We start from the raw sequence: 25,249 nt of genomic DNA, 5'->3' as shown, positions 1-25,249 counted from the left end.
CTCACGCGTCGGCGGCGCAGCGGAAGCCGAGGTGCGTCGTCGCCGAGTCCTCGGTCTGCGGCGACCGCGCTGCCGGCCGGTAGCGCTGGCAGTACTCCGGAGCGCACAAGTGGGATCCGCCCTTGGTCACCCTGCGCACGCTCGAATCGGGAACGGATGCTGCAGCGCCTCCCGCCGCAGCTCGCGACGACTCGCCGCCGCACCCGCAGCCGCAGCCGGCGCCCGCGTCGTCCGCCGCCGTGACCGGGACAGTCTGCAGAAGCGAGCGGCCGGCCGGCGCCTCAAGCGCCGCCGCGCGCGCCGCCTCCCGGTGGTTCGCGGTGAACCGGCTCGAGGTCCACTCCCACACATTGCCGATCATGTCGACGAGTCCATAGCCGTTCGACGCGAAGCTGCCGACGGGCGACGTGCCGACCCACCCGTTCGCTCCGGTGTTGTCGTACGGGAAGCTGCCCTGCCACGTGTTCGCGCGCAGCTCGCCGTCCGGCGCGAGCTCGTCGCCCCACGCGAACTCCGCTCCGTCGAGTCCGCCGCGGGCTGCGCGCTCCCACTCGACTTCCGTTGGCAGCCGTTTGCCCGCCCAGGCCGCGTACGCCGCGGCATCCGTGAAGCACACCTGCACGACCGGGTGCTCGTCCTTGCCGTCGATGTCGTCGTCGGGGCCGAACGGATGCCGCCAGTTGGCGCCCGGCATCCACTCCCACCACGCCCGCCAATCGCGCAGGTCGACGGGGCCGGCGGTCTTTCGAAACGCGAGGCTGCCCGGGGCGCGCTCGGCCTCGTTCAGCTGCGGATACTCGGTCGCGTCGAGGGCGCGCTCGGCGACCGTGACGTATCCGGTCGCGTCGACGAATTCGCGGAACAGACGATTGGTGACGGGGTGCGCGTCGATGAGGAACGCGTCGACGCGGGCCGTGTGGACGGGCCCCTCCTCGGGGTAGTACGACCGCGAGCCCATGGCGAACTCGCCGCCGGGAATCAGCACCATGTCCTGCGGCATCCGGACTCCTCCTTCTCGGCGTGCATGCTCGCTCGCGATTCCAGCGTATCCGCGGTTCAGACCCTCGAAGACGAGAGCCGATCAGGCAGCGGCTGCGAGGAATGCGGCTCATCCTTCAGCTCGGCCTGCAGCTGCCAGAGCCGGACCTTCAGCTCTTCGCGCCGGTCGAAGTACGCCGGGGAACGATCGCGGGAACAACCGTCGGCAGGAATCACCGCTGCCGCGGCTGACGTCGCCGACCTTTCGAGAGCGTTGGCGACGTGCATGCTCAGTACGAAGCTGCTCCGACGACGTCGAGGAACGCCGGCCGCGCAGCTATTGTTGCTTGCTCCTCAGGTAGCGCACGTTGTGCGCGGTCCATTCGTCTTCCATTCGGCAGGTCGTCTCCTCGTCGCCCTGCCAGGGAAGCCAGTGCTCGATGATCTGGCTAATGCCGCGTTCGCCAGGCTGGATGGCGCCGATCATGGTGTCGTAGTCGAGCAGTCCCTTGCCCAGAGGAGCCCCGACGAGCGAGAATCCGACCCACCCGTCCAGCCGCGTGAAGGTGAAGTCCTTGATGTGCATGTTTGCCACATAGGGAGCCACACGGGCGATAACATCGCCCGGGCTCTCAAGCGCAGCGACACAGTTCGCCGGATCGCTGCAGATGCCGAGGCTGGTGCTGCCAATGCGTGACACGAGATCGACAAGCGTACTGCTCGGCACTTGTTCGTAGGTTTCGAGAGCGATCGTCACACCGGCTCTCTCGAAATCGGGAAGGACTTCTCGCAATAGCCCTTCGGCCTCGGACGCGGTCGGCCGGTGGTCGGGCGTGTTGAACATGCTGCGGACGATCGGAGCGCCCAATAGCTCAGCCATGTGCAGGTACCGCCGCAAATGCACAGGCCGCACGCCTCTGGTACCGAGTTCCAACCTGATGCCGAGGTCTTCGGCGTAGCTGCGAAGTGCGCCCAACTCCTCGTCGCTGCGTGTCTCGATTTGCGGGTAGTCGCAGATCTGGAACAGTTCGATGCCGAGATCCGCGGTCTTCTGCAGCATCTGCTCGAGCGAGATAGGGGTTCGGACTCGATCGGACCATTGCCAGAAGAACGCGTATGTATTGAGGCCGATAGTCATGGCCACTCCTTCCTACTTCTCGTTGTCATACGAGCACGTCCCCGGGAGCTTCGGCGAAGGTTCCCGATCGTGTTGACTAGCGACACCCGCCCGCGCGACCGCATCGCTCAAGAAGCGCGAAGCCTCCAGAAGTTTGGATACACGTCGGGGGTCGCACTTGCGGTGACGGCCAAATCAAACGCCCCAACTGCTCCGCTCGCGTTCCCAGGCCACCAATGACGTCGCTGTGTCCGTAGTCGGAATATATTCCAGCGCAAACGCTCCCGTGTAGCCGCTCCCCCTAAGCCGCTCTATGAGGGGTCCGATCTGGGCAGCACCGCTACCCGGTTCGCCACGTCCCGGGACGTCTGCAAGTTGGACATGGAGGATCTTTTCGCCCCAATCGTCAATCGCCGTGAGCAGGTCGACCCCTTGATTCTCCAGGTGGTACTGATCGAGCAAGAAGCCAAGGTTCGTGATTCCCTTGCTCTCTCGCAAACGGTCGATCACTGCGAAGGCGTCCTGAGGCAGCTTCATGGGGTACAAGGGCATGCCGCTAATCGGCTCGAGCAGCACGGTGCCGCCAATCTTGCCGATCTCTGATGATGCGAACGCCAAGCTCTCATCAGCCAGTGCGTCCTGCACGGCCTCAGGGAGGCCTTCCCGGCGATGTCCATACGGAGCGTTGAAGAGGCGCGTACCGAGCAATTCGCCGATGTGGGCCGCGATCCTCACGCTCTCGCGGAACTCTTCCGTCCTTTCAGGGTACGAGAGCACGCCCCTCTCGCCGGCCTGCATGTCACCACCAAACAAGTTCATTGCGGCCAGTTGCACTCCCGCGGACAGAACTGCATTCGTGAACCGCTCAATTTCAGAGGCTCGCGGTCTTCCTTCCGTTCCGAATGGCCACCAGAATTCGACCTCGTCGAATCCCGCGGCCTTTGCGGCCGCCGGCCTGTCGAGCAGCGGAATCTCCGTGAACAGAAGACTGAGATTTGCGATCCACCGGACTCGCTCGGTCATGGTCTCTCCTCGCTTGGGTCGTGCCAGTTCGAATTCGTGGACGGCAAGCTGCCGCCCCCTTCTTCTTCACAGATTGGCAACGCGCGTTTCTTCCACATCACGGGGAACCAACAGCTCCCGAGCATCGGAAGGCTTCGTTGCCCTCGCGTGCTCTCACTAGAAGCCAGCCAACCTCGGAAGCCAAAGAACGAGGCCAGGGAGCAGCGCAAGTATCGCTGTGATCAGCACGACAGCGCCTACGAGCGGCGTCACCGCTACGGATACCTTCTCAATCGTCGTCCGTGCAATCTTCGCTGTCGTGAACAAGCACACTCCAACAGGTGGAGTGGCGACACCGATCGAAAGCGATACGACCACTATGAGTCCGACGAACAATGGATCAAGTTGCGTACCAGCAGTGATCCCGACAATCACTGGCGCGATAATCGCAATCGCGGCGTTCGTTTCCATAAAGCTGCCAATAATGACCATGAGCAGCACGATTACGAGCATTATCTGCCAGTCGGCACTGAGCCCAGAGAGCAGTGCATCAGCAGCCTTTGCCGGAAGCCTCTCGTAGGTCATCACATATCCGAGTACGGATGCGGTCGCGATGACTGTGAGGATCACGCCGGTCGTAACCGCAGTACGCAAGAGCACTCGGTAGAGCAGTTTCCACGTGACAGTCCGATAAACGAGCGCCAGAAGCAAGGTGTAGACCGCACCGACTGCACCCGCCTCGGTGGCCGTCATCACTCCGAGAAGGATGCCGCCGATAATGATCACCGGGATGGCGAGAACGCCGAGGGCACGCACGAAGGCCGGGCCAATCACGCTCAATGGCTGCCGCTCTGCAACCGGTATGCCGTGGCGTTTTGCTATGAGGGCAATGATGATCGCGAGAGCAATCACTTCAAGAATCCCGGGGATATACCCGGCGATGAAGAGCCCGCCGATCGATACCCCCGTCAAGGACCCGTAAACAATCATCGAGATGCTCGGAGGGATAACTGTGCCAAGGCTGCTGGCAGCACTTTCGATTCCCGCGGCGATCGGCGCCGGATAACCCTGCCGTTTCATCGCCGGAATGGTAATTCCGCCGACACCAACCGAGTTAGCGACGGATGAGCCGGAGAACGATGACATTAGTGCGCTCGCCGCGAGGGACACGATTCCCATCCCGCCTCGGAAGTGACCGACGATCGCCTTTGCCAGATCAACGAGACGCTCAGAAATGCCGGTTGCGTTCATGAGTTCGCCGACCAGCACGAAGAACGGTATAGCGAGAAGCGGAAACGAGGCCGGTTTGGAGCTCATGATCTGCGGGATAACTGTGAGCGGCACAGCGGCAGGCATGAACCAGTAGATGTAACCCAGTGACGACAGTCCAAGTGCGAAGGCAATTGGGACACGCAGCATGAGTAATAGGACGAAGGAAACTACGAGATACAGGATTCCCATGATTATTAGACCTGCGTCCCCTCAAGCTCTTCGTCGGAATGGTGAGGAGGCTCTTCACCTGTCCAAAGACGTCGGATGTTCATTGCGATGCTTCCCGCTACATAGAGCGCCGAAAGCCCCATTCCCACGAGCAGGGCGCTGTATCCCCATGCGGGTGAGATATGGAGACTCGCCGTAAGCCGGACGTTGCTGAGTGCGAGCATCACGTACTTGTAGCTCTCCGTGGTCAAGATGATCAAGAAGAAGAGCAACACTGCGTCGGAAATGATGAGAAAGCCGGCCAACCAGCGGCCGTGAAACCGATTCGCGACGGCAGTGATGGCAAGGTGACCACCTTCCAGGAACGCCACGAATGCGCCGAGGTAGATGAGCCAAATGAATAGGAGAATCGCCAGTTCGGACGAGCCTTCTGGAACGATGTTGAAAACGCGAAAGAGCACGGTGCCCACAACGACCACAATCAACGCGGCAACCAGCGCGACTGTGACGCCCTTAAGGAAGGCAATGGGGATGTTGACCACGCTTTTAAAGGTCATTTGATGATCCTCTTGTTGAGGGAATGGTGCGGGAGGCGGCTGGGGGCGTGCTCCGCCCCCAGCTGGATCCCTACTTCTGAATCTGCGACAGGTCTTCCGCGGACAGCTCGTGCTGTTTCAGCCAGTCCGCGCGAACGTCCTCGACCGCGGCCTTGAAAGGGGCAAGGTCCGGCTCGATGACATTCATGCCCTTGTCCTTCAGCTTCTCCAACTGCTCCGCATTGGTCTTCAGCTGGAGGTTCGACTGCCATTCGCCAGCCTCGTCCAAGGCATCTCGGATAAGATCCTGATCTTCCTTCGGAAGGCCTTCAAAGAAGTCGTTGTTCATGACCAGAGTTTGGTTTTGCGTCATGTGCTTCGTGAGGGACAGGTAGTCCTGCACTTCGAACAGGGCGTTCTCGTAAATGGTGCTGATCGGATTCTCTTGGCCGTCGATGACTCCGGTGTCGAGCGCCGTGTAAACCTCACTGAATGCCATCGGCACCGCCTGGGCGCCGAATGCCTTGATGCCCATCGTATGGAGATCCGCGGGTGGCGTCCGAATGTCGAGGCCGCGCATATCCTCGGGCACGTTGACCTCGGTTGATCTTGTGGTCAGGTTGCGGTTGCCGTACCACCACGAGTTGTCCACAACGAGGTTCCCGGTGTCCTCCGCGCACTTTTCGACGATGTCTTCGTTGAACTTGGAGCCCGTTAGCTTGCGGAGGTTCGCGTACTGCTCCTCACTCGTATCTCCCTCGATAACGTAAGGGAGTGCGTATGCCCCGAATTGCGGGCAGGTGTCGGCGAGAACCGCGGTCGCCACAATAGCGATCGATACGCTGCCGAGCTCGAGCCCTTCAATCATCTCCGGCTCGGATCCGAGTTGCTCCGCCGGGTAGACCTCGACGGTCACGCGGCCGTCAGTCTTCTTCTCAACGGTGTCTTTGAACCGCAACGCTCCCTGGTTGACGGGAGTGCTCGCCGCGACAGAGCTTCCGATAGTCAGCGTGTAACTCGGCAGACCGGATTCGTCCTTGCTGCCTTCTACCGCTCCGCCGCGGGCGCAGCCGGCCAATGCCATCGCCCCGACTGCAAACACCCCGAGGACTGCGAGTCCTTTCATCTGCACGGATTCTTCCTTTCGCCATTGAAATCACATCCACGGGAGAACTCAGCCTTGAGCTCCGCCGAGACACGGTGTTCGTTCGAACGTCCGTGCCGGCAAAGCTAACACCCAGGAAGGACGCGGGTCAACCGCGTTTCCCAATCGTGATATTGACCGTTCTGTTCGAAACAGCGTAGGCTCGTGTTCGTTCGCACAGTCGAAACAAGGGAGTTTGAGGGCTAATGGAAGCGATCATCAAGAACCGCCCAGGGCACGGCGCTGAGTTCATCAAGGACCTGAGCGAGCCAATTGTCGGCAAACGAGACGTCCTGATCGAAGTGGCAGCAGCTTCCGTATGCGGCACTGATCGTGAACTGTACGAGTGGACTCCATCCGCTCAGGCGTTCAATCTTGAACTCCCTGTCGTGATCGGTCACGAGGTTTCCGGAACCGTCCTTGAGGTGGGTTCAGACGTCACGACCATTGCGCCTGGCGACCGAGTGGCCCTCGAAAGCCACGTACCTTGCCTTGATTGTTACCAGTGCCGCATCGGCAACGCGCACAACTGCCTCAACATGAGGATCCTCGGCATGCACGTGAACGGTGGGTTCGCACAGCGCACTGCCGTACCCGAATCGATTGTCGTGAAGCTTCCCGAATCCGTGTCGCTCGAAGTTGGCTCATTGATGGAGTCGGCCGGGGTGGCGTTGACCGCGCTCGCTAGGAGCGGTTTCGCCGGCGTGGGAGGAGTTGTCGTGGTCAGCGGCTGCGGGCCTGTTGGGCTTGTCGCAATTCAGCTGAGCATGCTGTTCGGAGCGTCACACGTCATTGCTATAGAGCCGAACCCGTATAGGCGCGCGATTGCTGAGTCTCTGGGCGCTCAGGTACTTGACCCTTCCGATGACGTGGTCGATTACGTCCGAACTGTTTCCGGTCGACGAGGTGGAGCGGACGTAGCGTTCGAGGTGTCAGCGGCGCCAAGTGCCCTACCGACACTTCTCGAAGCGGTGCGGCGTGAAGGAGATGTTGTCACCATCGGGCATCCCGGATCGAAGATTCCGATCGATATCGCCGCCTACATAAACAAGAAGGGGATCACCCTTCGAGGAGTTTTCGGCCGCCGTCTCTGGTCCACCTGGGAGGACCTCAGCCACCTACTCGCATCAGGACGACTTGACTTGAGCTGGCTGATCACACATCGATTGAATTTGAGGGACTTCGATCACGCGATCGAGTTGCTCACTGGCGAGGCCAACAAGGTCGTGCTCTTTCCGAATGGGGTTCTGAGTGACAATCAGTGAGTCCGAGCCTCGCGACAGCTATATCGTCGCGACCTACAGAATCTCTAGTTACCTTCCGCTTGAGAAGGCGGCAGAGATTCTGGCCGGGGAACAATCCTCCGGGACTTTCACTCGCGTCGCGCTCGAGTCCGAAGACCTCAAGCGCCGCCACGGCGCCGTTGTGAGTCGCATCACGGTCGACGAGACACCCATTGCGCCGCTGCCTGGGTCATGGCGGCCGTCTCCGGCGGCAACGCTTACGACCGGAACCGTCGAAGTGCTCTTCCCGACGATCAACTTCGGACCCTCAGTGGCATCACTGATCACAACGGTTGCGGGTAACCTTTATGAGCTCCGAGAACTCGCCGCCGTCAAGCTGCTCGACGTCGAGTTGCCGGCAGCGCTCGCGCAACACTATTCGGGTCCGCTACGCGGCATTCCCGGCACCCGACGCCTCATGGGGGTAGATGGCGGGGCCATGATCGGGACGATCGTCAAACCATCGATTGGCCTGCATCTGGAACAACTTACCGCCCTTGTTCGAGAGCTCGCTCTCGCCGGCATCGACTTCATCAAGGACGACGAACTCAATACCGATCCCCCGTTCGCTCCTCTGAACCAGAGAATCGATGCCGTCATGCGTGTTCTCAATGACGTAGCGGATCAGACCGGCAAGCTGACAATGTACGCGTTCAATGTGACGGGCGACGTAGACAGCATGAAAATGGGGCTGGAACGGATCGAGCGCCAAGGCGGGACCTGCGCGATGGCGGCTATCCCCACTATCGGTTTCTCAGCCTTGGCTGAACTTCGAAAGAGTACGGACCTCGCGTTGCACGGACATCGCGCCGGGTTTGGTGCACTCGACAGACACCCGGGACTGGGGATGTCCTTCCGCGTCTTTCAGAAGCTCGCCCGCGTGTGTGGGGCCGACCATTTACACGTTGGTGGCATAGACAGTAAGTTCTGGGAAGACAACTCAGCGGTAGTTTCAAGCGTGCGGGCCATGCAGCGCCCGCTCGAGATTGGTAATCCGATGCTGCCGGTGCTTTCATCAGCACAAACGGCCGCCACAGCAGCGACAACGCACGCTTTGATTCAGTCTGCCGACATCCTTGTTCTCGCTGGCGGCGGAATCCACGCACACCCGGGTGGCGCGTCGGCCGGCGTCAGCAGCATGCGAGCGGCTTGGGACGCGGTCGTCGCTGGAGATGTTCCCGAAGAAGTCGCCGAACCTGGCTCTCCACTTGACATCGCGCTGAAAGCTTTTGGACACTGACATGCCTAAAGACCTGCTCTTGGCGTTCTACGGTGACGACTTCACCGGCTCGGCTGACCTGATCATGCAGTACCAGCGCTTCGGGCTTGATAGCGTGTTGTTCCTTGGAGCTCCAGATCAGGGCGAGTTGGAAGCGGCCGCCGAAACGCACGCCGTCATTGGCATAGCCGGGGTTACACGAGCTATGGAGCCAGAGGCAATCAGAGCGCAGCTGATTCCCGCTCTCGAACAGTTAGCGCAGCTGAACCCGGACTTCCTGCTCTACAAGGTGTGTTCAACCGCCGACTCATCGCCGACCGTCGGAAGCTTCGAGCCTGCGATCACGTGGGGACAGCATCTGATGTGCGGCGCGCCGGTACCAGTCTTGGTGGCTCAGCCCAATCTTGGTCGCTACACCGTCTTCAGCAATCACTTCGCGGTCGACCGTGGAAACGTGCACCGCTTGGATCGGCAATCGATCATGACGAACCATCCGGTCACTCCGATGAAGGAAGCGGACCTGAGACTGCACATCGAGCTACAGCTCGGCATGCCCGTTTACGGCGTCGATATACTCGCCCTGGCCGATGTCGAACAAGGGCAGCAGCGGTACGCTCATGCGCTCGATGATGGAGCCTCTGCGATCGTTCTCGACAGCCTTACTGAAGACGACCTCAGACGAGCAGGTGAACTCGTGCTTCGCAATACGCAGGACGTGCAAGGATTCGGGGTGGGATCGGGCGGCTTCGGCATTGGAATCGCATCCGCGCTAGGCCGTAAAGCAAGCGCTCGACCAGACAACATCGACGCATCGAGCGGCCCGGTGCTTGCAGTTTCCGGATCTTGTTCTTCACTCACGAGTGACCAAATTGAATATGCCCAGCGCGGCGGATGGCACACAATCGCGCTTGACTCGAGCGGTAGTGACTCGAATTGGGCACTAGAGATCCAGTCAGCAGCATTGGAAGCTCGAAGGGAGATCCAAGCGGGGAGGAGCGTGATCCTTTACACCTGCGGCGCGGATAGCCCCCGGAAGGCTCGCCCGGTGAGCGTCACGAAGATCGCCGACGGTCTAGCGCGGGCAGTCCGGTACTGTCGCGAGTCAACGGACTTGGGTCGAGTTCTTGTCGCTGGCGGCGACACTTCCGGCTATGTCGTAACCGCGCTTCGCGCTCGGGCGATGGTCACGATCGGCACAGTGTCAGGCCTCACGCTCGCCTTCCGATTACAGTCAGATGATCTGGTGACGGACGGACTCGAGATCGTCCTCAAGGGCGGCCAAATCGGCGGAGAAGACTTCTTCGAGGCCGTGAGAACCGGGCAAACGCAGCTGGCGCGATGAGCAGGAGAAGACGGACAAGCGTGGTAGAAGCAACGGGCCATTCCATCGAAGATCGCAAGCGTTACATCCTCGATTTGCTCCACCGCGACGGTCAGGTGGACGTAGCTCGAACGGCGCGCTCGCTTCAGGTGTCTGAGATGACCGTCCGGCGTGATCTTGCGCGGCTCGATAGTGAGGGCGTGCTCCAACGGGTTCACGGGGGAGCGACGGCTCCGCGCCCCCGCTTCTCAAAGCGCGTGGGAGTCATGGTCGAGGCCAAGTCGGCCATTGCTCGCAAAGTCGCCGAGTTAATTGTGAGCGGTGACACGGTCGGTTTGGATAGCGGCACATCGTGCAGAGCGGTCGCGGCGGAACTAGCACCGCGCGACGACCTGCTCATTGTGACGAATTCGATTCAGGCGGCTGTCGAATTTCAGTACTCGCGGAGTTCGGTGATCGTGCTCGGGGGGATGCTAACCAGCGAGGCCACGCTCGTAAGCGGAGATCTCGTAGAGAAGCGGCGTCAGCTTCAACTCAACAAGCTGGTTCTCGGCTGCGGTGGTCTCACCGCTCTCGATGGCATCAGCTACTTTGACGTGGCTGAGACGGAGGTACGCCGGAGCTTGCTCGGACAGAGTGACACCGTGATCATGGCCGCCGACCACACGAAGCTGGGGCAGCGCAAAGGAGTAGTACTCGATCGCATTGACGTTCTAGATGTGCTCGTCACCGACAAGGAGCCCGACCGAGATCTGCGGAACGAGCTTCTGAGTGCTGGCGTCGAGATTGTTGTGACCGGATGAAGTCACCGCGGCCTCTTTGAGATGCCGCCACGGAGAAAGCCGCGCGATCGCAGTCAAGACTGACACGTAGCGGACCGCCACCAGCGGCGGATACGTCGCCAGTGCGGAGTCTGCCCGGACGTTCCCGGCGGCTTGAGCCGCTCACGCTCGACGACTGCGTGGACTTCTGGCGACATCGCCATCGGTGCGGGATACATCGTTCACTCCGATCACTGACGGCCAGTGTCCCTCTCACGAGGGGCGCCTCACAATCCCCCATGTAGCCCACATAGAAGGCCGCGTGTTCCCGCGAGAAAGGCCTAAGGTGCTCCGCTGAGCGCCCGGAAGGCGAGCAAGTAGGCGGCCGCAACGGCCGCCGAGCCGAGAACGGCGATGACAACCGGCACCACGCCGCGGATGCGGCGCACGAGCATTCCGGCGATCAGGGCAAGGCTGAGAACGCCGATCGCGCCCCAATACACGGGACTCGTGGTCGAGGCGACGACCGTGAGCCCATAGAGCGCGTCACCAATGCCGATTCCGGCGAGCGCCGCGGTCCCCAACGCGGCCCGCAGCCCGCGATCCCGCAGCCAGCACGCCGCGACGCCCACGAACGGCCCGACCAGCACGCCGATCACCGAGAAGAACATCGGGTCGTAATAGAAGCCGCGCATTGTCGACACCATGGCGTAGCCGACCGTGAGCAGCACGAAGCTCCCAGCACCGAGCACGGCTGACATCCCCCACGCGGCACGCGCCGCGAACACGAGAACGGCGGTCAGCAGCGTCCACCCGCTCGACGAGTTCGCGAACGACGTCGCCCACTCGGGCAGAAGCCCCTGCGCGCACGAGGTGAGTCCGCCGAGCAGAAGGCTCGCAGCGAGCACCGCGCCGCCTCGGACGACGAGCGGGAGACGAGCGCGGCGCACGCGGTCCGCGGATTGAACGGTCACAAGAGAGACGCTAACGACGGATGCCGCGACCTCGCGTCCTCCTCAAGGCTCATGATCCTCCTCCTGAAGACGCACTCGGAAGCCGCGGAACACTATCGCCGCAGCACGGTCGACGCGTCGACGACCGCGGCCGTGAGCCGATCAAGACGCTCGGAGTCCAGCCGCCAGCGGTGCCAGTACAGCGGCACGTCGATGATGCCGTCGTCGGCGAGCGGCACGAGACCCGACGTGTCCTGACCGAGCTGCAGCTCCGGCAGCATCCCCCAGCCGACGCCCGCGGCGACGGCGGCGAAGAACTCCTGGGAACCAGGCACCTGCGACACCTTCGCGGGCAGCGCGGCGCCATGCCGCACGAGGAAGTCCAGCTGCAGCCGATCATCGGGGCCGTAGTTCACCATCGGCAGCCGCCCGAGGTCGACGCCGTCACGCCCTCGCTTCTTCTCGCGGAACCTCTCGACAAGGTCGCGCCGCGCCATCGCGACATACCGCATGCGACCGAGCGGAGTGGCGGTGAAACCTTGCACCGACCGTGCGTGGCTCGTGACCGCGGCGATCGCGGTCCCGTCGGCGAGGTGCGAGGTCTCGGCTCCTTGGTCGACGACGTCGATGCGCACAGCGATGTCGTCCCAGCTCGCCGCCACGTCGAACACGGAGCGGAACCAGGTCCCCATCGAATCGGCGTTCACGGCGATGGGAAGGTTCAGCTGCGCCGCCCCGTGTCGCAGCTGCTCGAACGTCTCCGCCTCGAGCAGGGCGACCTGCCGCGCCATCCTCAGCACGGCGGCACCCGATTCCGTCGGGGCGATCGGCGTCGTGCGGGTGAGCAGCACGAGCCCCACGTCGGACTCGAGCGCGCGGATCCGCTGGCTCATCGCCGACGGTGTGATGTGCAGCGCTCGTGCGGCGCGCTCCATTGTGCCGTTGTCGACGGCGGCGGCGAGGGCGCGCAGATGCTCGATCTTCATGAAGCGATTCTGCATGATCTGCAGAAACATTCACTGGCTTTCATGCGGGCCGTGCCGGAGGCTTGAGTGGTGATCTCCGCTCTCGTGTCCGGTCTGCTTGCCGGCTGGTCCCTCATCATCGCCGTCGGCCCGCAGAACGCGTACGTGCTGCGCCAGGGGATCCGCCGCGAGCACGTCACGATCGTCGTCGCGCTGTGCATCGCTGCCGACGTCGCGCTCATCGCCGCGGGAGCGCTCGGCATCGGCGCCCTCGTCGAGGCCGTGCCGCTCGCGGCATCCGTCCTGAAATGGGCGGGAGCCGCCTACCTCGTCTGGTTCGCGATCACACGGTTCGTCGCGGCGGCGAAGCGCGAGTCGCTTGAGCAGAACGGCGAGCGGATGCCGCGACGCTCCGTCGTGACGGTCACGCTCGCACTCACGTTCCTCAACCCGGGCGTGTACCTCGACACGATCGTCATGCTCGGCACGCTCGCGAACCGGTCGGGCGCGCAGGGGCCGTGGCCGTTCGCGATCGGCGCGATGCTCGGCTCGATCAGTTGGTTCACGGCGCTCGGCTACGGCTCCCACCGGCTGGCGCCGCTGCTTGCGAAGCCGCGCGCCTGGCAGATCCTCGACGTGACGATCGGCGTCGTGATCCTCGCGCTCGCGGTGCGGCTCGTGCTCATGTGAGTCCGGCATCTGCCCCCACGTGGACCGCCAATCTCACAGTAACTTCACAGAGTCTGGTAGCGTCGCGGGAACGGGTGGCGAACACCCGACTCGTTGCAATGACGCACAAGGGGGAAACATGGGCTCTCTGATTCTCATGCTCGTCGGCTTGGCGATGTTCGCCGGCGGGTACCTGCTGTATTCGAAATTCCTCGCTCGCCGGGTCTACAAACTCGACGAAAACTTCAAGACGCCGGCGCACGAGTTGAGTGACGGCGTCGACTACGTCCCTACGAACAAGTACATCCTGTGGGGCCACCACTTCACATCCGTTGCCGGCGCCGCTCCCATCGTCGGTCCGGCGATCGCCGTGATCTGGGGCTGGCTGCCCGCCTTCCTGTGGGTGACGATCGGCACCGTGTTCTTCGCCGGAATGCACGACTTCGGCGCCTTGTGGGCGTCAGCGCGGAACAAGGGCCGCTCGATCGGCGCGCTGTCAGCGCGCTACATCGGCAAGCGCGGCGCCAACCTGTTCCTCATCGTCATCTTCCTCCTGCTGCTGATGGTGATCGCCGCGTTCGCCGTCGTGATCAAGAACCTGCTGATCAGCACACCGACCGCTGTCATCCCGACCTGGGGTGCGATCGGCGTCGCGCTTCTCGTGGGCGTCGCGGTCTATCGCCTACGCTGGCCGCTCATCCCGATCACGGTCGTGGGCGTCGTGCTTCTGTACGCCCTCATCGTCCTCGGCGACCGAGTTCCGGTCGTTCTGCCCGAGTCCTTCCTCGGCATGACCCCGGCCACGTTCTGGATCGTCGCACTGTTCGTCTACGGCGCGATCGCGTCGCTGCTGCCCGTGTGGGTGCTGCTGCAGCCTCGCGACTACATCAACGGCGTTCAGCTCTTCGTCGGTCTCATCCTGCTGTTCGGCTCCGTCCTTCTCGCGACCCTCTTCTCGGCGACGAAGCCGGAGATCGTGGCGCCGGCGTTCAACATGAACCTGCCGGAGGGAACGCCGAGCCTGGTGCCGCTCCTGTTCGTGACCATCGCGTGCGGCGCGATCTCCGGTTTCCACGGCATGGTGTCGTCGGGCACGAGCTCGAAGCAGCTCGACAAGGAGACGGACTCCCGATTCGTCGGCTACTTCGGCGCCGTCGGTGAGGGTCTGCTCTCGCTCGGGACGATCCTCGCCGTCATCGGCGGCTTCAAGACGGCGACCGAGTGGAACGAGATGTACAGCTCCTTCGGCGCCGGAGGGGTCGAGGCGTTCGTCAAGGGCGGCGGCGCGCTGATGCAGAACGGCATCGGGTTGCCCGCCTCGCTCAGCGCGACGGTTCTCGCGACCATGGCCGTGCTGTTCGCCGCGACGACAATGGACACCGGCATGCGGCTGCTCCGCTTCGTCATCCAAGAGATGGGTGATGTCGTCAAGCTCCGGATCTCCAAGTTCCCGGCCACGCTCATCGTGGTCGTTGTCGGCATCGGCCTCACGTTCTCACAGGGTCTTGGCGGTGAAGGCGGCCTTCGGATCTGGCCGCTGTTCGGAACGACGAACCAGCTGATGGCGTCGCTCACGCTCTCGATCATCGCTGTAATGCTCATTCGGAAGCGCCGGAACCCGGTTTACGCACTCGTACCGCTCATCTTCGTGTTCATCACCTCCTTCTGGGCGGCGATCAACCAGCTCACGAGCTTTGCCGATCCGGCGAACCCGGACTGGCTGCTCCTCGCGCTCGACGTCATCATCATCGTCGCGAGCGTCTGGGTGGCCGTCGAGGCGATCCTCGCCATGCGGCGAGCGCAGCTTGAACCGCCCGAGCCGATCGACGCAGATGCCAGGCTCTCCGCTGTGCGGGAGCAGGTCTGACCGGTGACGCGATCGACGCGGAAGGCCAGGCGCCGGGAGACCCTCTCCCGGCGCCTGGCCGCGCTTCGCGCCGGCCTGCTTGAGTTCTACGTCGGCCCCTATCGGCAGACGCTCGCGCGGGAAAAGCGGGACGAGGACGACTTCTTCTCGATCGTGGTCCTCGGCGAGGCGCTCGGAGTGCCCGACCCCGCCGCCTACTACAGTGCAGAGCTGCTACCGGCGATCTGGGAGAACTTTCACTCCTGGCATCGCCGCATGGGCATGCCCCGATCCCCGCTCGATCACGTCGGATGCTGCTAGAGCTCGCGCGCGCTCGGCGCGTCCTCTTCGTCGGCGGCAAGGGCGGAGTCGGAAAGACCTCCGTGTCCTCTGCTCTGGCTCTCGCGCGAGCCCGGCAGGGAGCCCGGGTGCTGCTCGTGTCCACAGATCCTGCTCACAACCTCGGGCACATCTGGGAACGCGCTCTCGGCGACGAGCCCACCCGTCTGGCGACCTCGGACGGACTTGTCGACGGCATCGAGCTTGACCCGAAGCGCACGATCGACTCTCACTTCGCAGCGGTGTCGCGCACGATGATGCGGCTGCTGCCCGAGCGGCTTCACGCCTCCGCGCGCGAGCATCTCGACCGCGCGAAGGCTGCGCCCGGCAGCCACGAGTCAGCGGTGCTCGAGCGGATCGCCGAACTCATCCAGACCAGCCGCGACGACTACGACCTCCTGGTCTTCGACACGGCGCCGACCGGCCACACGCTCCGGCTCCTCGCGTTGCCCGAGCAGCTGACGAGTTGGACGGAGTCGCTTCTCGCGAACCGAGATCGCTCTGAACGATTCGCCGCGGCGGCCCGCGGCTTGGTCGGCACGAAGCAGGAGGAGCCATCCGCCGATGCGGAGCTTCGACGCGCTCTGATCGCGCGCCGCGATCGATTCGCGGCCATGCACACGGCGCTCACGGCGACGGACGAGTCGGGTTTCATCATCGTGTGCGTCGCCGAGAAGCTTCCCGTCGCCGAGACCCTCGCTCTCGCTGGGGAACTGGCTGAGCTGGGTATCGGGCTCGATGCTGTCGTGGTGAACCGCCGATCACCCGCTGACGCGGGAACCCTGCTCGCCGCGCGACGCTCTCGCGAGGAGCACTACGTGGACCAGCTGCGCTCGAGCCTCCCCTCGATCCCGCTCGCGCACCTCCCTCTCGTCGCCGATGAGCTTGCCGGCGAGAACGCGCTCGGCCGACTCGCCGGGCTTCTCGCCGATGCCTGATGAGCAAGCGCACCGACGACGGCGACGAGGACTACCGTGTCGAGCGCCCGTCCGAGTCGTCCTCGCCGTCACGGCGCCGCTCGGCATCACCGTCGAGCGCAGCGTCTTCCTCAGGTGAAACCACGTTCTCGTCGATGGTCTCGACGGCTCCCGTGCGAGCATCCTCGTACCACTCCGTGAGCGCCGGGTTCGTCGTATCGAGCCACGCGCCCGCCCCGTGCTCGGGCTCGACAGCTCCCGCTGCGAACGCGAAGTCGTCGCCGTGCTCCTCGATCCCGCGTCGGACGCCCTCTGCGATCGCGGCCTTCGCGTACTTGCCGCGCAGGATGAGCGGGTCCGTCTGAAGGTCGCGTGCCCACGCGAACATCAACGCGAGAACGACGACCGCGAACGGCAGCGCCGACACCACCATGAGAGCCTGAAGCGCGTTCAACGCATCCGATCCTCCGGCGAGCAGAAGTACAGACGCGATGGCCGCGAGCGCCACTCCCCAGAGAATCGTGACCCAGTGCGCCGGCTCGGGCCGGCCGTGCTGGCTCATGGAGCCCATCACGATCGACGCGGAGTCGGCGCTCGTGACGAAGAAGACGACGACTGAGATCATGGCCACGACGGATGTGACGATCCCGAACGGGAGATTCTCGAGCACGGCGAAGAGAACATCCTGAGCCGACTTCGCGTCGGAGATCGCGATGCCGGTTGACTCCATCCACATTGACGTTCCGCCGAGGATTCCGAACCAGATGAGGCACACGAGCGACGGCACGCCAATCACAACGACGACGAATTCGCGAAGCGTGCGACCGCGCGAGATCTTGGCGATGAACATGCCGACGAAGGGCGTCCACGACACCCACCACGCCCAGTAGTACGTCGTCCACGTCTCCATGAACTTCGCTGCATCCGGGCCCTCGGCCGCCGAGCGCTGCATCATGGTGCCGAGGTCGTTGAAGAACGCGACACCCGCGGACGGGATGAAGTTGAGCAGGAACACCGTCGGGCCAGCAATGAACACGAACAGTCCGAGCAGCCCCGCGAGAACCATATTGAAGTTCGACAGCGCCCGGATACCGCGTTTGACGCCCGACACCGCCGAGATGATGAAGGCGCAGGTCAGCACGGCCATGATGCCGATGATGGCGGCGTTTCCGACATCCCCGATCCCGCCGACGATTTCGATTCCGCGGCCGATCTGCAGCGCGCCGATCCCGAGGGTGACGGCCGTGCCGAACAGGGTCACAATGATCGCGAAGATGTCGATTGCCGCGCCGACGGGTCCCTTCGTTCGGGAGCTGAAGATCGGGTCGAAGATCGCGGAGATGAGTGGAGAGCGGCCTCGGCGGTACGTGGAGTAAGCGATCGCGCCGCCGACGAGCGCATAGTATGCCCAGGCCATCGGACCCCAGTGGAACATCGTCTGCGCGAGAGCGGCGTGCATGGCATCGCGGCTGCCGGCGTCGATCTGAAAACCGTGCGGCACGTCGAGGAAGTAGGTCAGCGGCTCGTACGGTCCGAAGAACAGCAGGCCGATTCCCATGCCGGCGGAGAACATCATGGCGATCCACGAGAACTTCGAATACTCGGGCTCCTCGTCGTCGGCTCCGAGCCGGATCCTGCCACGTGCGGAGAACCCGACCCAGAGCATGAACGCGAACACGAGCACCGTCAGCAGTGAGAAAAGCCAGCCGAAGTAGGTCGACACCCACGTCAGCGCGGAGCTCGAGAACTCGCCCATGCCCTTCGTATCCACGATGCCCCACGTGACGAACAGGGCGACGAATCCCGCCGCGATCGCGAAGACCCACCAGTTCGTGTGAAACCGGCGTCCCGTGTCTTCGACGCCGATCCCGGGAATGAGTGCGGGGTGGATGCTGTCGGGATCCGTCATCTCCGCGAGAATGCGCCGCGCCGGATCCGTGGGCCGCTTCTTCACCGTCGGCGGCGTCGGTGCCACCGCGTTCTCATTCGTGTCCGGGGCGGAACCTGAGGCGGAGTCGTTGTCGTTCACGGCACAAAACTAGCAACTGGTCTCCGATTCCCGCAGGCCGCGCGAGGGGTTGACAGTGGGGACGAACGGCCCGCGGCTGTATGACGCCGCATGACGGCATCCGTTGGCGGAGAACTCGCACGGCTCTAGCCTGAGCGAAACGAAAGGACATCGCATGTCGCTCACCGAAACCGCACCGCAGATCTCCGCCGACGAGCGCGCCGCACGCCTCACCGAGGCCGGCGAATTCTGGAGCCGCCGCATCGAAAGCGCTCCTTCGACGGCCAACCTCAGCTACACGGTGACGGGAGTCGGCACCGGTTCGGTCGCCTCGACGATCACGGCGGGCACGCACACGTTCACGATCGACGAGCCCGCAGGCCTCGCCGGCGACGACGTGGCCGCGAGCCCCGTGGAGGTCGCGCTCGGCGCACTCATCTCCTGCCAGATCGTCGTGTACCGGCTGTACGCGCAGAACCTCGGCATCGAGATCGACTCGATCTCGGCGACCGCGGTGGGCGAGCTCAACGTCAAGGGACTGTTCGGCATCGACGACGCCGTGCGCCCGGGCTTCGAGAAGGTGCGTCTCACGATCAACGTCACGGGTCCCGAATCGGACGAGCGCTACGAGGACCTGCGCCGGGCCGTTGACGCGCACTGCCCGGTTCTCGACCTCTTCTCGAACGCGACGCCGATCGACGTGGAGCTCATCGCGAACTGACGAGCCCCACCCCCGAACAGGGCCTGAGCGAAAGCTGAACGTCTCCCGTAGCGTAGGGAGATGAGCTATCCGCCCCAGCCGCCGCAATCGCAGTACCTCTATCACCACATCGTGCGGCCGCCGAGCAACGGATCGGCGACCGCCGCCATGGTGCTCGGCATTGTCGGAATCGTCATCGGCATCTGGTCGTTCGTCCCGATCCTCGGGCTGTTCTCGGCGGTGACCGGCTTCGTCCCCGCGCTGCTCGGCGTGGTGTTCGGCCACGTCGGTCTCGGCAAGGCGCGGCAGCTCAGGGGGACAGGACACTCGGCGGCGTTGACGGGCCTCATCCTCGGCTACATCACGCTCGCCGTCATCGTTCTCGTGACCGTGTTCTGGTGGCTCGCCATCATCGGCAGCTCGAGCTCGAGCTACTCATACTGACGCAGCGGAAACACCGCGCGTGACACGATGGAGCCATGAGCTCCAACGCCTCCGCCAACCTCACCCGTGATGAGACCGCCGCTCGTTCAGCGGCGCTCACGCTGCACAGCATCCGCGTCGAACTCGACCTGCGGCAGGCGCCCGACCCCGCCGTTTCGGGATTCCCGACCACCACGACGCTGACCTTCGACGCCGACCTCGCTCGGGGCGATGCGACGTGGGTCGACTTCATCGGCGAAGCCGTGCACAGGGTGACGCTCAACGGCGCCGAGCAGCCGGTGCGCTACGACGGGGCGCGCGTGCAAATCGCCGGCCTGGCGGCATCCAATGTGCTCACCATCGAGGCGACCGGAGCGTATTCCCGCTCGGGCGAGGGCCTGCACCGCTTCGTCGACCCCGTCGACGGCGAGACCTACCTCTATACCCAGTACGAGCCGGCGGACTCGCGGCGCGTGATGGCGTGCTTCGAGCAGCCCGATCTGAAGGCGGCGTACACGTTCGTCGTGCATGCGCCGGCCGGCTGGCAGGTGCTCTCGAACCAGCAGGGACAGGCGCGATCGGATGCCGCCGGCCAGAGCGTCGAGTTCGCGCCGACGCTGCCGCTCTCGAGCTACATCACCGCTGTCGCGGCGGGTCCGTATCACCGCGTCGACGCCGCGTGGAGCCGCGGCGAGCTCACCGTGCCGCTCGGCGTGTTCTGCCGCGCCTCGCTCGCCGAGCACCTCGACGCTGACGAGATCCTCGAGGTCACGAAGCAGGGCCTCGACTTCTTCCACGACGCTTTCGACTTCCCGTACCCGTGGGGCAAGTACGACCAGATCTTCGTTCCCGAGTACAACCTCGGCGCCATGGAGAACCCGGGCCTCGTCACCTTCACCGAGCGGTACGTGTTTCGCGGCGCGGCGACCGAGGCGCAGCACGAGGGCCGTGCGAACACGATCCTGCACGAGATGGCGCACATGTGGTTCGGCGACCTCGTGACGATGCGCTGGTGGGACGACCTGTGGCTCAAGGAGTCCTTCGCCGACTACATGGGCTCGCTTGCCGCCGCGGAGGCGACTCGGTTCAGCGACGCGTGGGTGACGTTCGCGGACCGCCGCAAGGCGTGGGCCTACGCGCAGGACCAGCTGCCGACGACGCACCCGATCGTCGCCGACATCCCCGACCTCGAGGCCGCGAAGCTCAACTTCGACGGCATCACCTACGCGAAGGGCGCGAGCGTTCTCAAGCAGCTCGTGGCCTACGTCGGCCGCAACGCGTTCTTCGCCGGCGCCCGCCGATATTTCCAGCGGCACGCGTTCGGCAACACGACGCTCGACGACCTGCTCATCGAGCTCGAAGAGGCGTCCGGTCGCGACCTGCGCGCGTGGTCGCGCGCGTGGCTCGAAACCTCCGGTGTCTCGACCCTTCAGATCGAGACGGATGCCGCCGGGCAGCGCACGATCACGCAGACCGCGCCGCGTCCCCACCGCCTCGCGGTCGCCGCCTTCGACTTCGACGACGCGACGCAGCTCGTGAGCCGCGACCGCGTCGAGCTCGACGTGGCGGACGAGCGCACGCCGCTCGAGCTGCCCGACGCACCGCTGACGCTGCTGAACGACGGCGACCTCACGTACGCGAAGGTGCGCCTCGACGACCGCTCCCTTGAGACGATCGAGGGCTTCCTCGACCGCGCCACCGACACGCTCGCCCGCGGCCTCATCTGGGCGGCCCTGTGGAACGCGACGCGCGACGGCGAACTCGCGACCGCCCGCTACCTCACGATCGCGCGCAGCTTCGCGCCGCTCGAGACCAACGTGGGCCTGCTCGCCTCGGTGCTCGCGAACGCCGCCTTCGCGATCGAGCACTACGTTCCGGATGCCGCGCGCGACGCCGAGCGCGGAACCTGGCTCGACACCTGCTGGAGCGCGATGCTCACCTCGAACCCCCGCTCGGGCGAGCAGCTCGCGTGGGCGCGGGCGGCAGCATCCGCCGCCGTCTTCGACGACGCGCAAGCGGACGAGATCCGGGCGATGCTCGACGGCGACGCGGTTCCCGAGGGCCTGCGGCTCGACGCCGAGCTGCGCTGGATGCTGCTCACGGCGCTCGCCGCGACCGGCCACGCGAACGAGGCGGACGCCGACGCCGAGCTCGCGCGCGACAACACCGCGAGCGGCGCGACCGCGCGCCTCGAGGCGCTCGCCGCCCGCCCCGAGACCGACGCGAAGGCGCGCGCGTGGGAGTCGGCGTGGAGCGACACCTCGCTCACGAACGATCATCTCGACGCGACGATTCACGGCTTCCGTGCGGGTGGCCGCCGCGATCTCATCGCCGGCTGCGACGACGCGTACTTCGCGCGGATCCGCGCAGCGTGGCAGAGCCGCAGCATCGAGATCGCCCGGCGCCTCGTGCTCGGGCTGTTCCCCGCGAGCGACTCCCTTGGCCCGGTCGACGCGTGGCTTGCCGCGAACGCGGACGCACCGGGAGCGCTCGTGCGGCTCGTGACCGAGCAGCGCGACCACCTCGCACGGGACCTCAGAGTCCGCGCGGCGCAGCCGGCAGCCTGACGTCGACGTTGTGCACGGCGTGAGTCTGGCATCCGAATGGTATCGTTATGGTATGCGGACGACCATGGACAAGGCCGGACGTATCGTCGTGCCGCTCGCGATTCGTCAGAAGCTCGGGTTCGAACCGGGCCCGGTCGATATCAGCGTGGAAGGCACAAGCATCAGAATCGAAGTGCCCACGTCAGACCGCCTCGAGGAAAAGGATGGGCGTCTCGTCATCGCCACCGAAGGCGAACCCCTCAGCATCGACGCGGTGCGGGAGATTCGACGTGCCGACCAGCGCTGACCTTCTTCTCGACACAAGCGCCGCGATCGCCCTGATCGTCGAGAATTCCGACTTCCATGAGCCGGTAATTCAACGCACCCACGGCCTCATCCTTGGCCTATCCGGCCATGCATCGTTCGAAACCTATTCGGTGCTGACGCGCCTTCCGATCACACTCAGGCTGAGTTCGGCTGCCGCTTCCCGTGTCATCGCGACCAACTTCCCGGGGACCCACCATCTCGGTGCCGAAGCTACGAACTCAGCACTCGGCATCCTTGCAGCGGCGAACATCGCGGGAGGCGCGGTATACGACGGCTTGGTCGGCCTTGCCGCTAAGGCTGCAGGGATTCCGCTGCTCTCCTGCGATCGACGGGCAGAAAGAACCTACACGGCTCTCTCCGTGGAAACCGAACTCATCTGACCTACGCAACTGCCGCGCTCGACGCCGCTCACGCGAACAGGTGCGCCCGGCCGAACATCTGCGCCGCCGCACGGGCGCTCGGCGTGCCGGCGTCGAGATCGGCGCCCGCGTCGCGCAGCATCCGCACGATCTCGTCCTCACCCTTGAACACGGCGCCGGCGATCGGCGACTGGTCGCGCGCGTTGCGCAGGTCGACGTCGGCGCCGCGATCGATGAGGCCGCGCACGGCGTCGGCGTGGCCGTTGTACGCGGCGAGCATGAGCGCGGTGTTGCCGGCGGCATCCTGCACGTTGACGGGAAGTCCGTGGTCGACGAATTCGAGCAGCTCGGCCGTCTCGCCGCGCCGGGCGAGGCCCATGGCCATCTCGGTGAGGGTCGCGAGCTGCTCAGCGTTCAGTTCCGGCATCCCGTCAGCATAGAACGTCGGCGGCTGCTCGTAGACTCAGTGCCGGAACGAGGGAGTGCGCATGGCCGATCGCGAGACGCTGTACTTTGACGACGCTGCCGCGTGGGAGCGCTGGCTGGACGAGAACCACGCGCTCTCGGACGCGATCGACCTCGCGATCGCGAAGAAGGGCGCCGGCGTGCCGAGCGTCACGGCGGCCGAAGCGCTCGAGGTGGCGCTGTGCTTCGGCTGGATCAACGGCGTGCGGAATCGTCTCGACGAGCGGCACTACCTGCAGTCGTACATGCCGCGGCGCGCCCGCAGCACGTGGTCGCAAGTGAACCGCGACATCGTCGAGGAGCTCATCGCGGCGGGGCGGATGCGGCCGGCGGGTCAGACCGAGATCGACCGGGCGAAGGCGGACGGACGATGGGATGCCGCGTACGCGCCGGCGTCGCGCATCGAAGTGCCACCGGAGCTGCAGTCCTTGCTTGACGCGAACCCCGCTGCCGCCGCCTTCTTCGCGACGCTGAGCGGGCAGAACCGCTACGCGATCCTGTTCCGCATCGTCACGGCGAAACGGCCTGAGACGCGCGCACGGCGGGCGACGACGTTCGTGGAGATGCTGGAGCGCGGGGAGACGATCTACCCGCAGTGAGTCAGTCGGCGGTGACGTCGAGCGCGACGATCTGACGCACCGCGCGAGCGGCCTCGGCGCCCTTGGTGAGGAAGTGCTCGCGGAAGAAGCCAGTGTGCTCGGCAGTCGGCTGGAACTGGTGCGGCGTGAGGCTCACCGAGAACGTCGGCACGTCGGTGTCGAGCTGCACGCGCATGAGTCCGTCGACGACGGCCTGCGCGACGAACTCGTGCCGGTAGATGCCGCCGTCCACGACGAGAGCGGCGGCGACGATCGCGTCGAAACGACCTGTGGCGGCGAGCCGCTTCGCCTGCAGCGGCATCTCGAACGCGCCTGGCACGTCGTACACGTCGAGAACGTGCTCGGCACCGGCATCCTGCATGTCCTTCTCGAACCCGACGAGGGCCTGGTCGACGATGTCGGAATGCCAGCTCGCCTTGATGAATGCGATGGTGAGCGGTGCGGTCATGGGTGCCTCCTCGAGTGCCGTTACCTCGACGGTACCGCGTGCCGACGCGTGCGGTGTCACCGGCGGCGGGCGACGGCGGGCAGCATCCACAGAACCGCGCCGACGCCGACGCAGACGGTCGCAACGCCGACGCCGAAGGCGAGGGCCCGCACGGGCCAGCCGTCGTCGAGGAGGTTGAGCGAGAGCAGGCCCGCGAGCACGCCGGCGGCGATGCCGGCGAGCACACCGACGCCGAGCAGCACGCGGCCGACCGGGCGGGCGGGGTTCCTTCCCATGCGCACGCGCGGTGTGCGCAGGGTGCGCAGCGCCATGAGGACGCCCGCGATGGCCACGACGAGGCAGACGCCGCCGACGATGTCGCTCGGCCGGTGCCAGCCGAACGCGAGCAGCTGCACGGCGACGGCGCCGAGAACGAGCGCGACGATCGGCGCGAGGATCGCGCGCAGCACGGGCGGGACGACGATGACGAGGCCGATCAGGACGGAGGCGAACGCGATCGTATGCCCGCTCGGGAACGTGTTCGCGGCGTCGAGGGAGTCGCTCGTGAGCGGCGGCCGGTCGAGCACCCGGTACTTCAGAAGCTGGCCGAGGAGGTTGCTCGCCACGAGCAGAAGCGCGGCGACAGCGGCATCCGCCCATCGTCGTCTGACGATGGCGATGAGCACGACGACGGCGCACGCGATCGCGAGGTTCGGCACCGTCACGACCGCGAGCAGTGGAGAGTGCTCCGCGTAGCTCGAGGAGTCGAGGACGCGCTGCTCGACACTCTGCCCGACGGGCGTGAGTACGCCGAACGCGAACGACGCGATCACTCCGATCACGCCGCCGAGGGCGACGAGGCAGCTGCGAACCAGAATCGACACGCCCCTATTCGATCATCCGGA

The 25,249-nt window shown here is 64.7% G+C and carries 26 protein-coding genes; 14 read left to right on the top strand and 12 right to left on the bottom strand.

Features of this window, described 5'->3' with window-relative positions; genetic code table 11:
• Position 1 precedes the first annotated feature (1 nt).
• From BLV49_RS07160 to BLV49_RS07135, 6 genes are all read right to left on the bottom strand, one after another.
• The gene (locus BLV49_RS07160; RefSeq protein ID WP_091181963.1) at positions 2 to 1,000 is read right to left on the bottom strand and encodes a formylglycine-generating enzyme family protein; all 999 of its coding nucleotides are present in this window, start codon (positions 998 to 1,000) and stop codon (positions 2 to 4) included.
• A 315-nt stretch (positions 1,001 to 1,315) separates the two neighbouring features.
• The gene (locus tag BLV49_RS07155) at positions 1,316 to 2,116 is read right to left on the bottom strand and encodes a sugar phosphate isomerase/epimerase family protein (RefSeq protein WP_091181960.1); all 801 of its coding nucleotides are present in this window, start codon (positions 2,114 to 2,116) and stop codon (positions 1,316 to 1,318) included.
• Positions 2,117 to 2,290: 174 nt separating this feature from the next.
• Positions 2,291 to 3,118 (bottom strand): hydroxypyruvate isomerase family protein, encoded by an 828-nt coding sequence (locus BLV49_RS07150; RefSeq protein ID WP_091181958.1) that lies wholly within the window; start codon positions 3,116 to 3,118, stop codon positions 2,291 to 2,293.
• Between the two features lie 156 nt (positions 3,119 to 3,274).
• On the bottom strand, positions 3,275 to 4,558 hold the full coding sequence (locus BLV49_RS07145; RefSeq protein WP_091181955.1) for a TRAP transporter large permease: 1,284 nt from the start codon (positions 4,556 to 4,558) through the stop codon (positions 3,275 to 3,277).
• A 5-nt stretch (positions 4,559 to 4,563) separates the two neighbouring features.
• Positions 4,564 to 5,094 (bottom strand): TRAP transporter small permease, encoded by a 531-nt coding sequence (locus BLV49_RS07140; RefSeq protein ID WP_091181952.1) that lies wholly within the window; start codon positions 5,092 to 5,094, stop codon positions 4,564 to 4,566.
• Between the two features lie 70 nt (positions 5,095 to 5,164).
• On the bottom strand, positions 5,165 to 6,199 hold the full coding sequence (locus BLV49_RS07135) for a TRAP transporter substrate-binding protein (protein ID WP_091181949.1): 1,035 nt from the start codon (positions 6,197 to 6,199) through the stop codon (positions 5,165 to 5,167).
• Positions 6,200 to 6,423: 224 nt separating this feature from the next.
• On the opposite strand from BLV49_RS07135, the gene BLV49_RS07130 reads away from it, so the two are divergent.
• From BLV49_RS07130 to BLV49_RS07115, 4 genes are read left to right on the top strand one after another with little or no spacing between them, the layout of a single operon-like run.
• Positions 6,424 to 7,482, top strand: a complete 1,059-nt coding sequence (locus tag BLV49_RS07130; RefSeq protein ID WP_091181947.1) for an alcohol dehydrogenase catalytic domain-containing protein — start codon at positions 6,424 to 6,426, stop codon at positions 7,480 to 7,482.
• The gene (locus BLV49_RS07125; protein WP_218132607.1) at positions 7,469 to 8,740 is read left to right on the top strand and encodes a RuBisCO large subunit C-terminal-like domain-containing protein; all 1,272 of its coding nucleotides are present in this window, start codon (positions 7,469 to 7,471) and stop codon (positions 8,738 to 8,740) included. The genes BLV49_RS07130 and BLV49_RS07125 overlap by 14 nt, the downstream gene beginning before the upstream one ends.
• Position 8,741: 1 nt before the next feature.
• Positions 8,742 to 10,061 (top strand): four-carbon acid sugar kinase family protein, encoded by a 1,320-nt coding sequence (locus BLV49_RS07120; RefSeq protein WP_091181942.1) that lies wholly within the window; start codon positions 8,742 to 8,744, stop codon positions 10,059 to 10,061.
• A gap of 20 nt (positions 10,062 to 10,081) precedes the next feature.
• Positions 10,082 to 10,843 carry a DeoR/GlpR family DNA-binding transcription regulator gene (locus BLV49_RS07115; protein WP_176980756.1) on the top strand — a complete coding sequence of 254 codons (762 nt, stop codon included), beginning with the start codon at positions 10,082 to 10,084 and terminating at the stop codon, positions 10,841 to 10,843.
• 299 nt (positions 10,844 to 11,142) lie between these two features.
• Here BLV49_RS07115 and BLV49_RS07110 read toward each other — a convergent pair whose 3' ends face one another.
• Positions 11,143 to 11,775 carry a DUF6518 family protein gene (locus BLV49_RS07110; protein WP_245723568.1) on the bottom strand — a complete coding sequence of 211 codons (633 nt, stop codon included), beginning with the start codon at positions 11,773 to 11,775 and terminating at the stop codon, positions 11,143 to 11,145.
• 92 nt (positions 11,776 to 11,867) lie between these two features.
• Positions 11,868 to 12,740, bottom strand: a complete 873-nt coding sequence (locus tag BLV49_RS07105) for an ArgP/LysG family DNA-binding transcriptional regulator (RefSeq protein ID WP_091186930.1) — start codon at positions 12,738 to 12,740, stop codon at positions 11,868 to 11,870.
• A 69-nt stretch (positions 12,741 to 12,809) separates the two neighbouring features.
• Between BLV49_RS07105 and BLV49_RS07100 the strand changes: the two genes are divergently transcribed.
• The 4 genes from BLV49_RS07100 to BLV49_RS07085 all read left to right on the top strand — a co-directional run bounded on the left by BLV49_RS07100 (position 12,810) and on the right by BLV49_RS07085 (position 16,511).
• Positions 12,810 to 13,409: a LysE/ArgO family amino acid transporter gene (locus BLV49_RS07100; protein WP_245723701.1), complete on the top strand. Its 600-nt coding sequence runs from the start codon at positions 12,810 to 12,812 to the stop codon at positions 13,407 to 13,409.
• Positions 13,410 to 13,527: 118 nt separating this feature from the next.
• Positions 13,528 to 15,255, top strand: a complete 1,728-nt coding sequence (locus BLV49_RS07095) for a carbon starvation CstA family protein (protein ID WP_091181936.1) — start codon at positions 13,528 to 13,530, stop codon at positions 15,253 to 15,255.
• Positions 15,256 to 15,258: 3 nt separating this feature from the next.
• A complete protein-coding gene (locus BLV49_RS07090; protein ID WP_091181933.1) occupies positions 15,259 to 15,555 on the top strand; it encodes a cory-CC-star protein in 297 nt (98 codons plus the stop codon).
• On the top strand, positions 15,546 to 16,511 hold the full coding sequence (locus BLV49_RS07085) for an ArsA family ATPase (protein ID WP_091181930.1): 966 nt from the start codon (positions 15,546 to 15,548) through the stop codon (positions 16,509 to 16,511). Before BLV49_RS07090 ends, BLV49_RS07085 begins: the two co-directional genes overlap by 10 nt.
• A 31-nt stretch (positions 16,512 to 16,542) precedes the next feature.
• On the opposite strand, the gene BLV49_RS07080 is transcribed toward BLV49_RS07085, so the two are convergent.
• A complete protein-coding gene (locus tag BLV49_RS07080) occupies positions 16,543 to 18,399 on the bottom strand; it encodes a BCCT family transporter (RefSeq protein ID WP_091186925.1) in 1,857 nt (618 codons plus the stop codon).
• 274 nt (positions 18,400 to 18,673) lie between these two features.
• On the opposite strand from BLV49_RS07080, the gene BLV49_RS07075 reads away from it, so the two are divergent.
• The 5 genes from BLV49_RS07075 to BLV49_RS07055 are packed head-to-tail and all read left to right on the top strand — an operon-like array spanning position 18,674 to position 22,874.
• Positions 18,674 to 19,219 carry an OsmC family protein gene (locus tag BLV49_RS07075; RefSeq protein ID WP_091181928.1) on the top strand — a complete coding sequence of 182 codons (546 nt, stop codon included), beginning with the start codon at positions 18,674 to 18,676 and terminating at the stop codon, positions 19,217 to 19,219.
• A 60-nt stretch (positions 19,220 to 19,279) separates the two neighbouring features.
• A complete protein-coding gene (locus BLV49_RS07070) occupies positions 19,280 to 19,642 on the top strand; it encodes a DUF4190 domain-containing protein (RefSeq protein WP_091181925.1) in 363 nt (120 codons plus the stop codon).
• 35 nt (positions 19,643 to 19,677) lie between these two features.
• Positions 19,678 to 22,188: an aminopeptidase N gene (pepN, locus tag BLV49_RS07065; RefSeq protein ID WP_091181922.1), complete on the top strand. Its 2,511-nt coding sequence runs from the start codon at positions 19,678 to 19,680 to the stop codon at positions 22,186 to 22,188.
• A gap of 52 nt (positions 22,189 to 22,240) precedes the next feature.
• Positions 22,241 to 22,474 carry an AbrB/MazE/SpoVT family DNA-binding domain-containing protein gene (locus BLV49_RS07060; RefSeq protein ID WP_245723566.1) on the top strand — a complete coding sequence of 78 codons (234 nt, stop codon included), beginning with the start codon at positions 22,241 to 22,243 and terminating at the stop codon, positions 22,472 to 22,474.
• Positions 22,458 to 22,874 (top strand): type II toxin-antitoxin system VapC family toxin, encoded by a 417-nt coding sequence (locus tag BLV49_RS07055; protein WP_091181916.1) that lies wholly within the window; start codon positions 22,458 to 22,460, stop codon positions 22,872 to 22,874. Before BLV49_RS07060 ends, BLV49_RS07055 begins: the two co-directional genes overlap by 17 nt.
• 28 nt (positions 22,875 to 22,902) lie before the next feature.
• On the opposite strand, the gene BLV49_RS07050 is transcribed toward BLV49_RS07055, so the two are convergent.
• Positions 22,903 to 23,280 carry an ankyrin repeat domain-containing protein gene (locus BLV49_RS07050; RefSeq protein ID WP_091181912.1) on the bottom strand — a complete coding sequence of 126 codons (378 nt, stop codon included), beginning with the start codon at positions 23,278 to 23,280 and terminating at the stop codon, positions 22,903 to 22,905.
• 61 nt (positions 23,281 to 23,341) lie between these two features.
• On the opposite strand from BLV49_RS07050, the gene BLV49_RS07045 reads away from it, so the two are divergent.
• On the top strand, positions 23,342 to 23,917 hold the full coding sequence (locus tag BLV49_RS07045) for a YdeI/OmpD-associated family protein (protein WP_091181909.1): 576 nt from the start codon (positions 23,342 to 23,344) through the stop codon (positions 23,915 to 23,917).
• A gap of 1 nt (position 23,918) precedes the next feature.
• On the opposite strand, the gene BLV49_RS07040 is transcribed toward BLV49_RS07045, so the two are convergent.
• Entirely contained in the window at positions 23,919 to 24,365 is a 447-nt protein-coding gene (locus tag BLV49_RS07040; RefSeq protein ID WP_091181907.1) for a 6,7-dimethyl-8-ribityllumazine synthase, read from the bottom strand.
• Between the two features lie 56 nt (positions 24,366 to 24,421).
• Complete coding sequence (locus BLV49_RS07035; RefSeq protein WP_091181903.1) at positions 24,422 to 25,228, bottom strand: phosphatase PAP2 family protein; 807 nt, start codon at positions 25,226 to 25,228, stop codon at positions 24,422 to 24,424.
• Positions 25,229 to 25,249: the final 21 nt, after the last annotated feature.

The sequence above is a fragment of the Paramicrobacterium humi genome (genome assembly GCF_900105715.1).
Taxonomy (GTDB): Bacteria; Actinomycetota; Actinomycetes; order Actinomycetales; family Microbacteriaceae; genus Paramicrobacterium; species Paramicrobacterium humi.
Note: the sequence above shows the minus strand (reverse complement) of the source record. Positions and strands in the feature narration are given on the sequence as shown.

What these genes read in the sequence shown, in the direction of transcription:
- BLV49_RS07160 (WP_091181963.1), bottom strand. Translation starts at nt 1,000, where the DNA reads ATGCCGCAGGACATGGTGCTGATTCCCGGCGGCGAGTTCGCCATGGGC.
- BLV49_RS07155 (WP_091181960.1), bottom strand. Translation starts at nt 2,116, where the DNA reads ATGACTATCGGCCTCAATACATACGCGTTCTTCTGGCAATGGTCCGAT.
- BLV49_RS07150 (WP_091181958.1), bottom strand. Translation starts at nt 3,118, where the DNA reads ATGACCGAGCGAGTCCGGTGGATCGCAAATCTCAGTCTTCTGTTCACG.
- BLV49_RS07145 (WP_091181955.1), bottom strand. Translation starts at nt 4,558, where the DNA reads ATGGGAATCCTGTATCTCGTAGTTTCCTTCGTCCTATTACTCATGCTG.
- BLV49_RS07140 (WP_091181952.1), bottom strand. Translation starts at nt 5,094, where the DNA reads ATGACCTTTAAAAGCGTGGTCAACATCCCCATTGCCTTCCTTAAGGGC.
- BLV49_RS07135 (WP_091181949.1), bottom strand. Translation starts at nt 6,199, where the DNA reads ATGAAAGGACTCGCAGTCCTCGGGGTGTTTGCAGTCGGGGCGATGGCA.
- BLV49_RS07130 (WP_091181947.1), top strand. Translation starts at nt 6,424, where the DNA reads ATGGAAGCGATCATCAAGAACCGCCCAGGGCACGGCGCTGAGTTCATC.
- BLV49_RS07120 (WP_091181942.1), top strand. Translation starts at nt 8,742, where the DNA reads ATGCCTAAAGACCTGCTCTTGGCGTTCTACGGTGACGACTTCACCGGC.
- BLV49_RS07105 (WP_091186930.1), bottom strand. Translation starts at nt 12,740, where the DNA reads ATGAAGATCGAGCATCTGCGCGCCCTCGCCGCCGCCGTCGACAACGGC.
- BLV49_RS07095 (WP_091181936.1), top strand. Translation starts at nt 13,528, where the DNA reads ATGGGCTCTCTGATTCTCATGCTCGTCGGCTTGGCGATGTTCGCCGGC.
- BLV49_RS07085 (WP_091181930.1), top strand. Translation starts at nt 15,546, where the DNA reads ATGCTGCTAGAGCTCGCGCGCGCTCGGCGCGTCCTCTTCGTCGGCGGC.
- BLV49_RS07080 (WP_091186925.1), bottom strand. Translation starts at nt 18,399, where the DNA reads ATGACGGATCCCGACAGCATCCACCCCGCACTCATTCCCGGGATCGGC.
- BLV49_RS07075 (WP_091181928.1), top strand. Translation starts at nt 18,674, where the DNA reads ATGTCGCTCACCGAAACCGCACCGCAGATCTCCGCCGACGAGCGCGCC.
- BLV49_RS07070 (WP_091181925.1), top strand. Translation starts at nt 19,280, where the DNA reads ATGAGCTATCCGCCCCAGCCGCCGCAATCGCAGTACCTCTATCACCAC.
- pepN (WP_091181922.1), top strand. Translation starts at nt 19,678, where the DNA reads ATGAGCTCCAACGCCTCCGCCAACCTCACCCGTGATGAGACCGCCGCT.
- BLV49_RS07060 (WP_245723566.1), top strand. Translation starts at nt 22,241, where the DNA reads ATGCGGACGACCATGGACAAGGCCGGACGTATCGTCGTGCCGCTCGCG.
- BLV49_RS07050 (WP_091181912.1), bottom strand. Translation starts at nt 23,280, where the DNA reads ATGCCGGAACTGAACGCTGAGCAGCTCGCGACCCTCACCGAGATGGCC.
- BLV49_RS07045 (WP_091181909.1), top strand. Translation starts at nt 23,342, where the DNA reads ATGGCCGATCGCGAGACGCTGTACTTTGACGACGCTGCCGCGTGGGAG.
- BLV49_RS07040 (WP_091181907.1), bottom strand. Translation starts at nt 24,365, where the DNA reads ATGACCGCACCGCTCACCATCGCATTCATCAAGGCGAGCTGGCATTCC.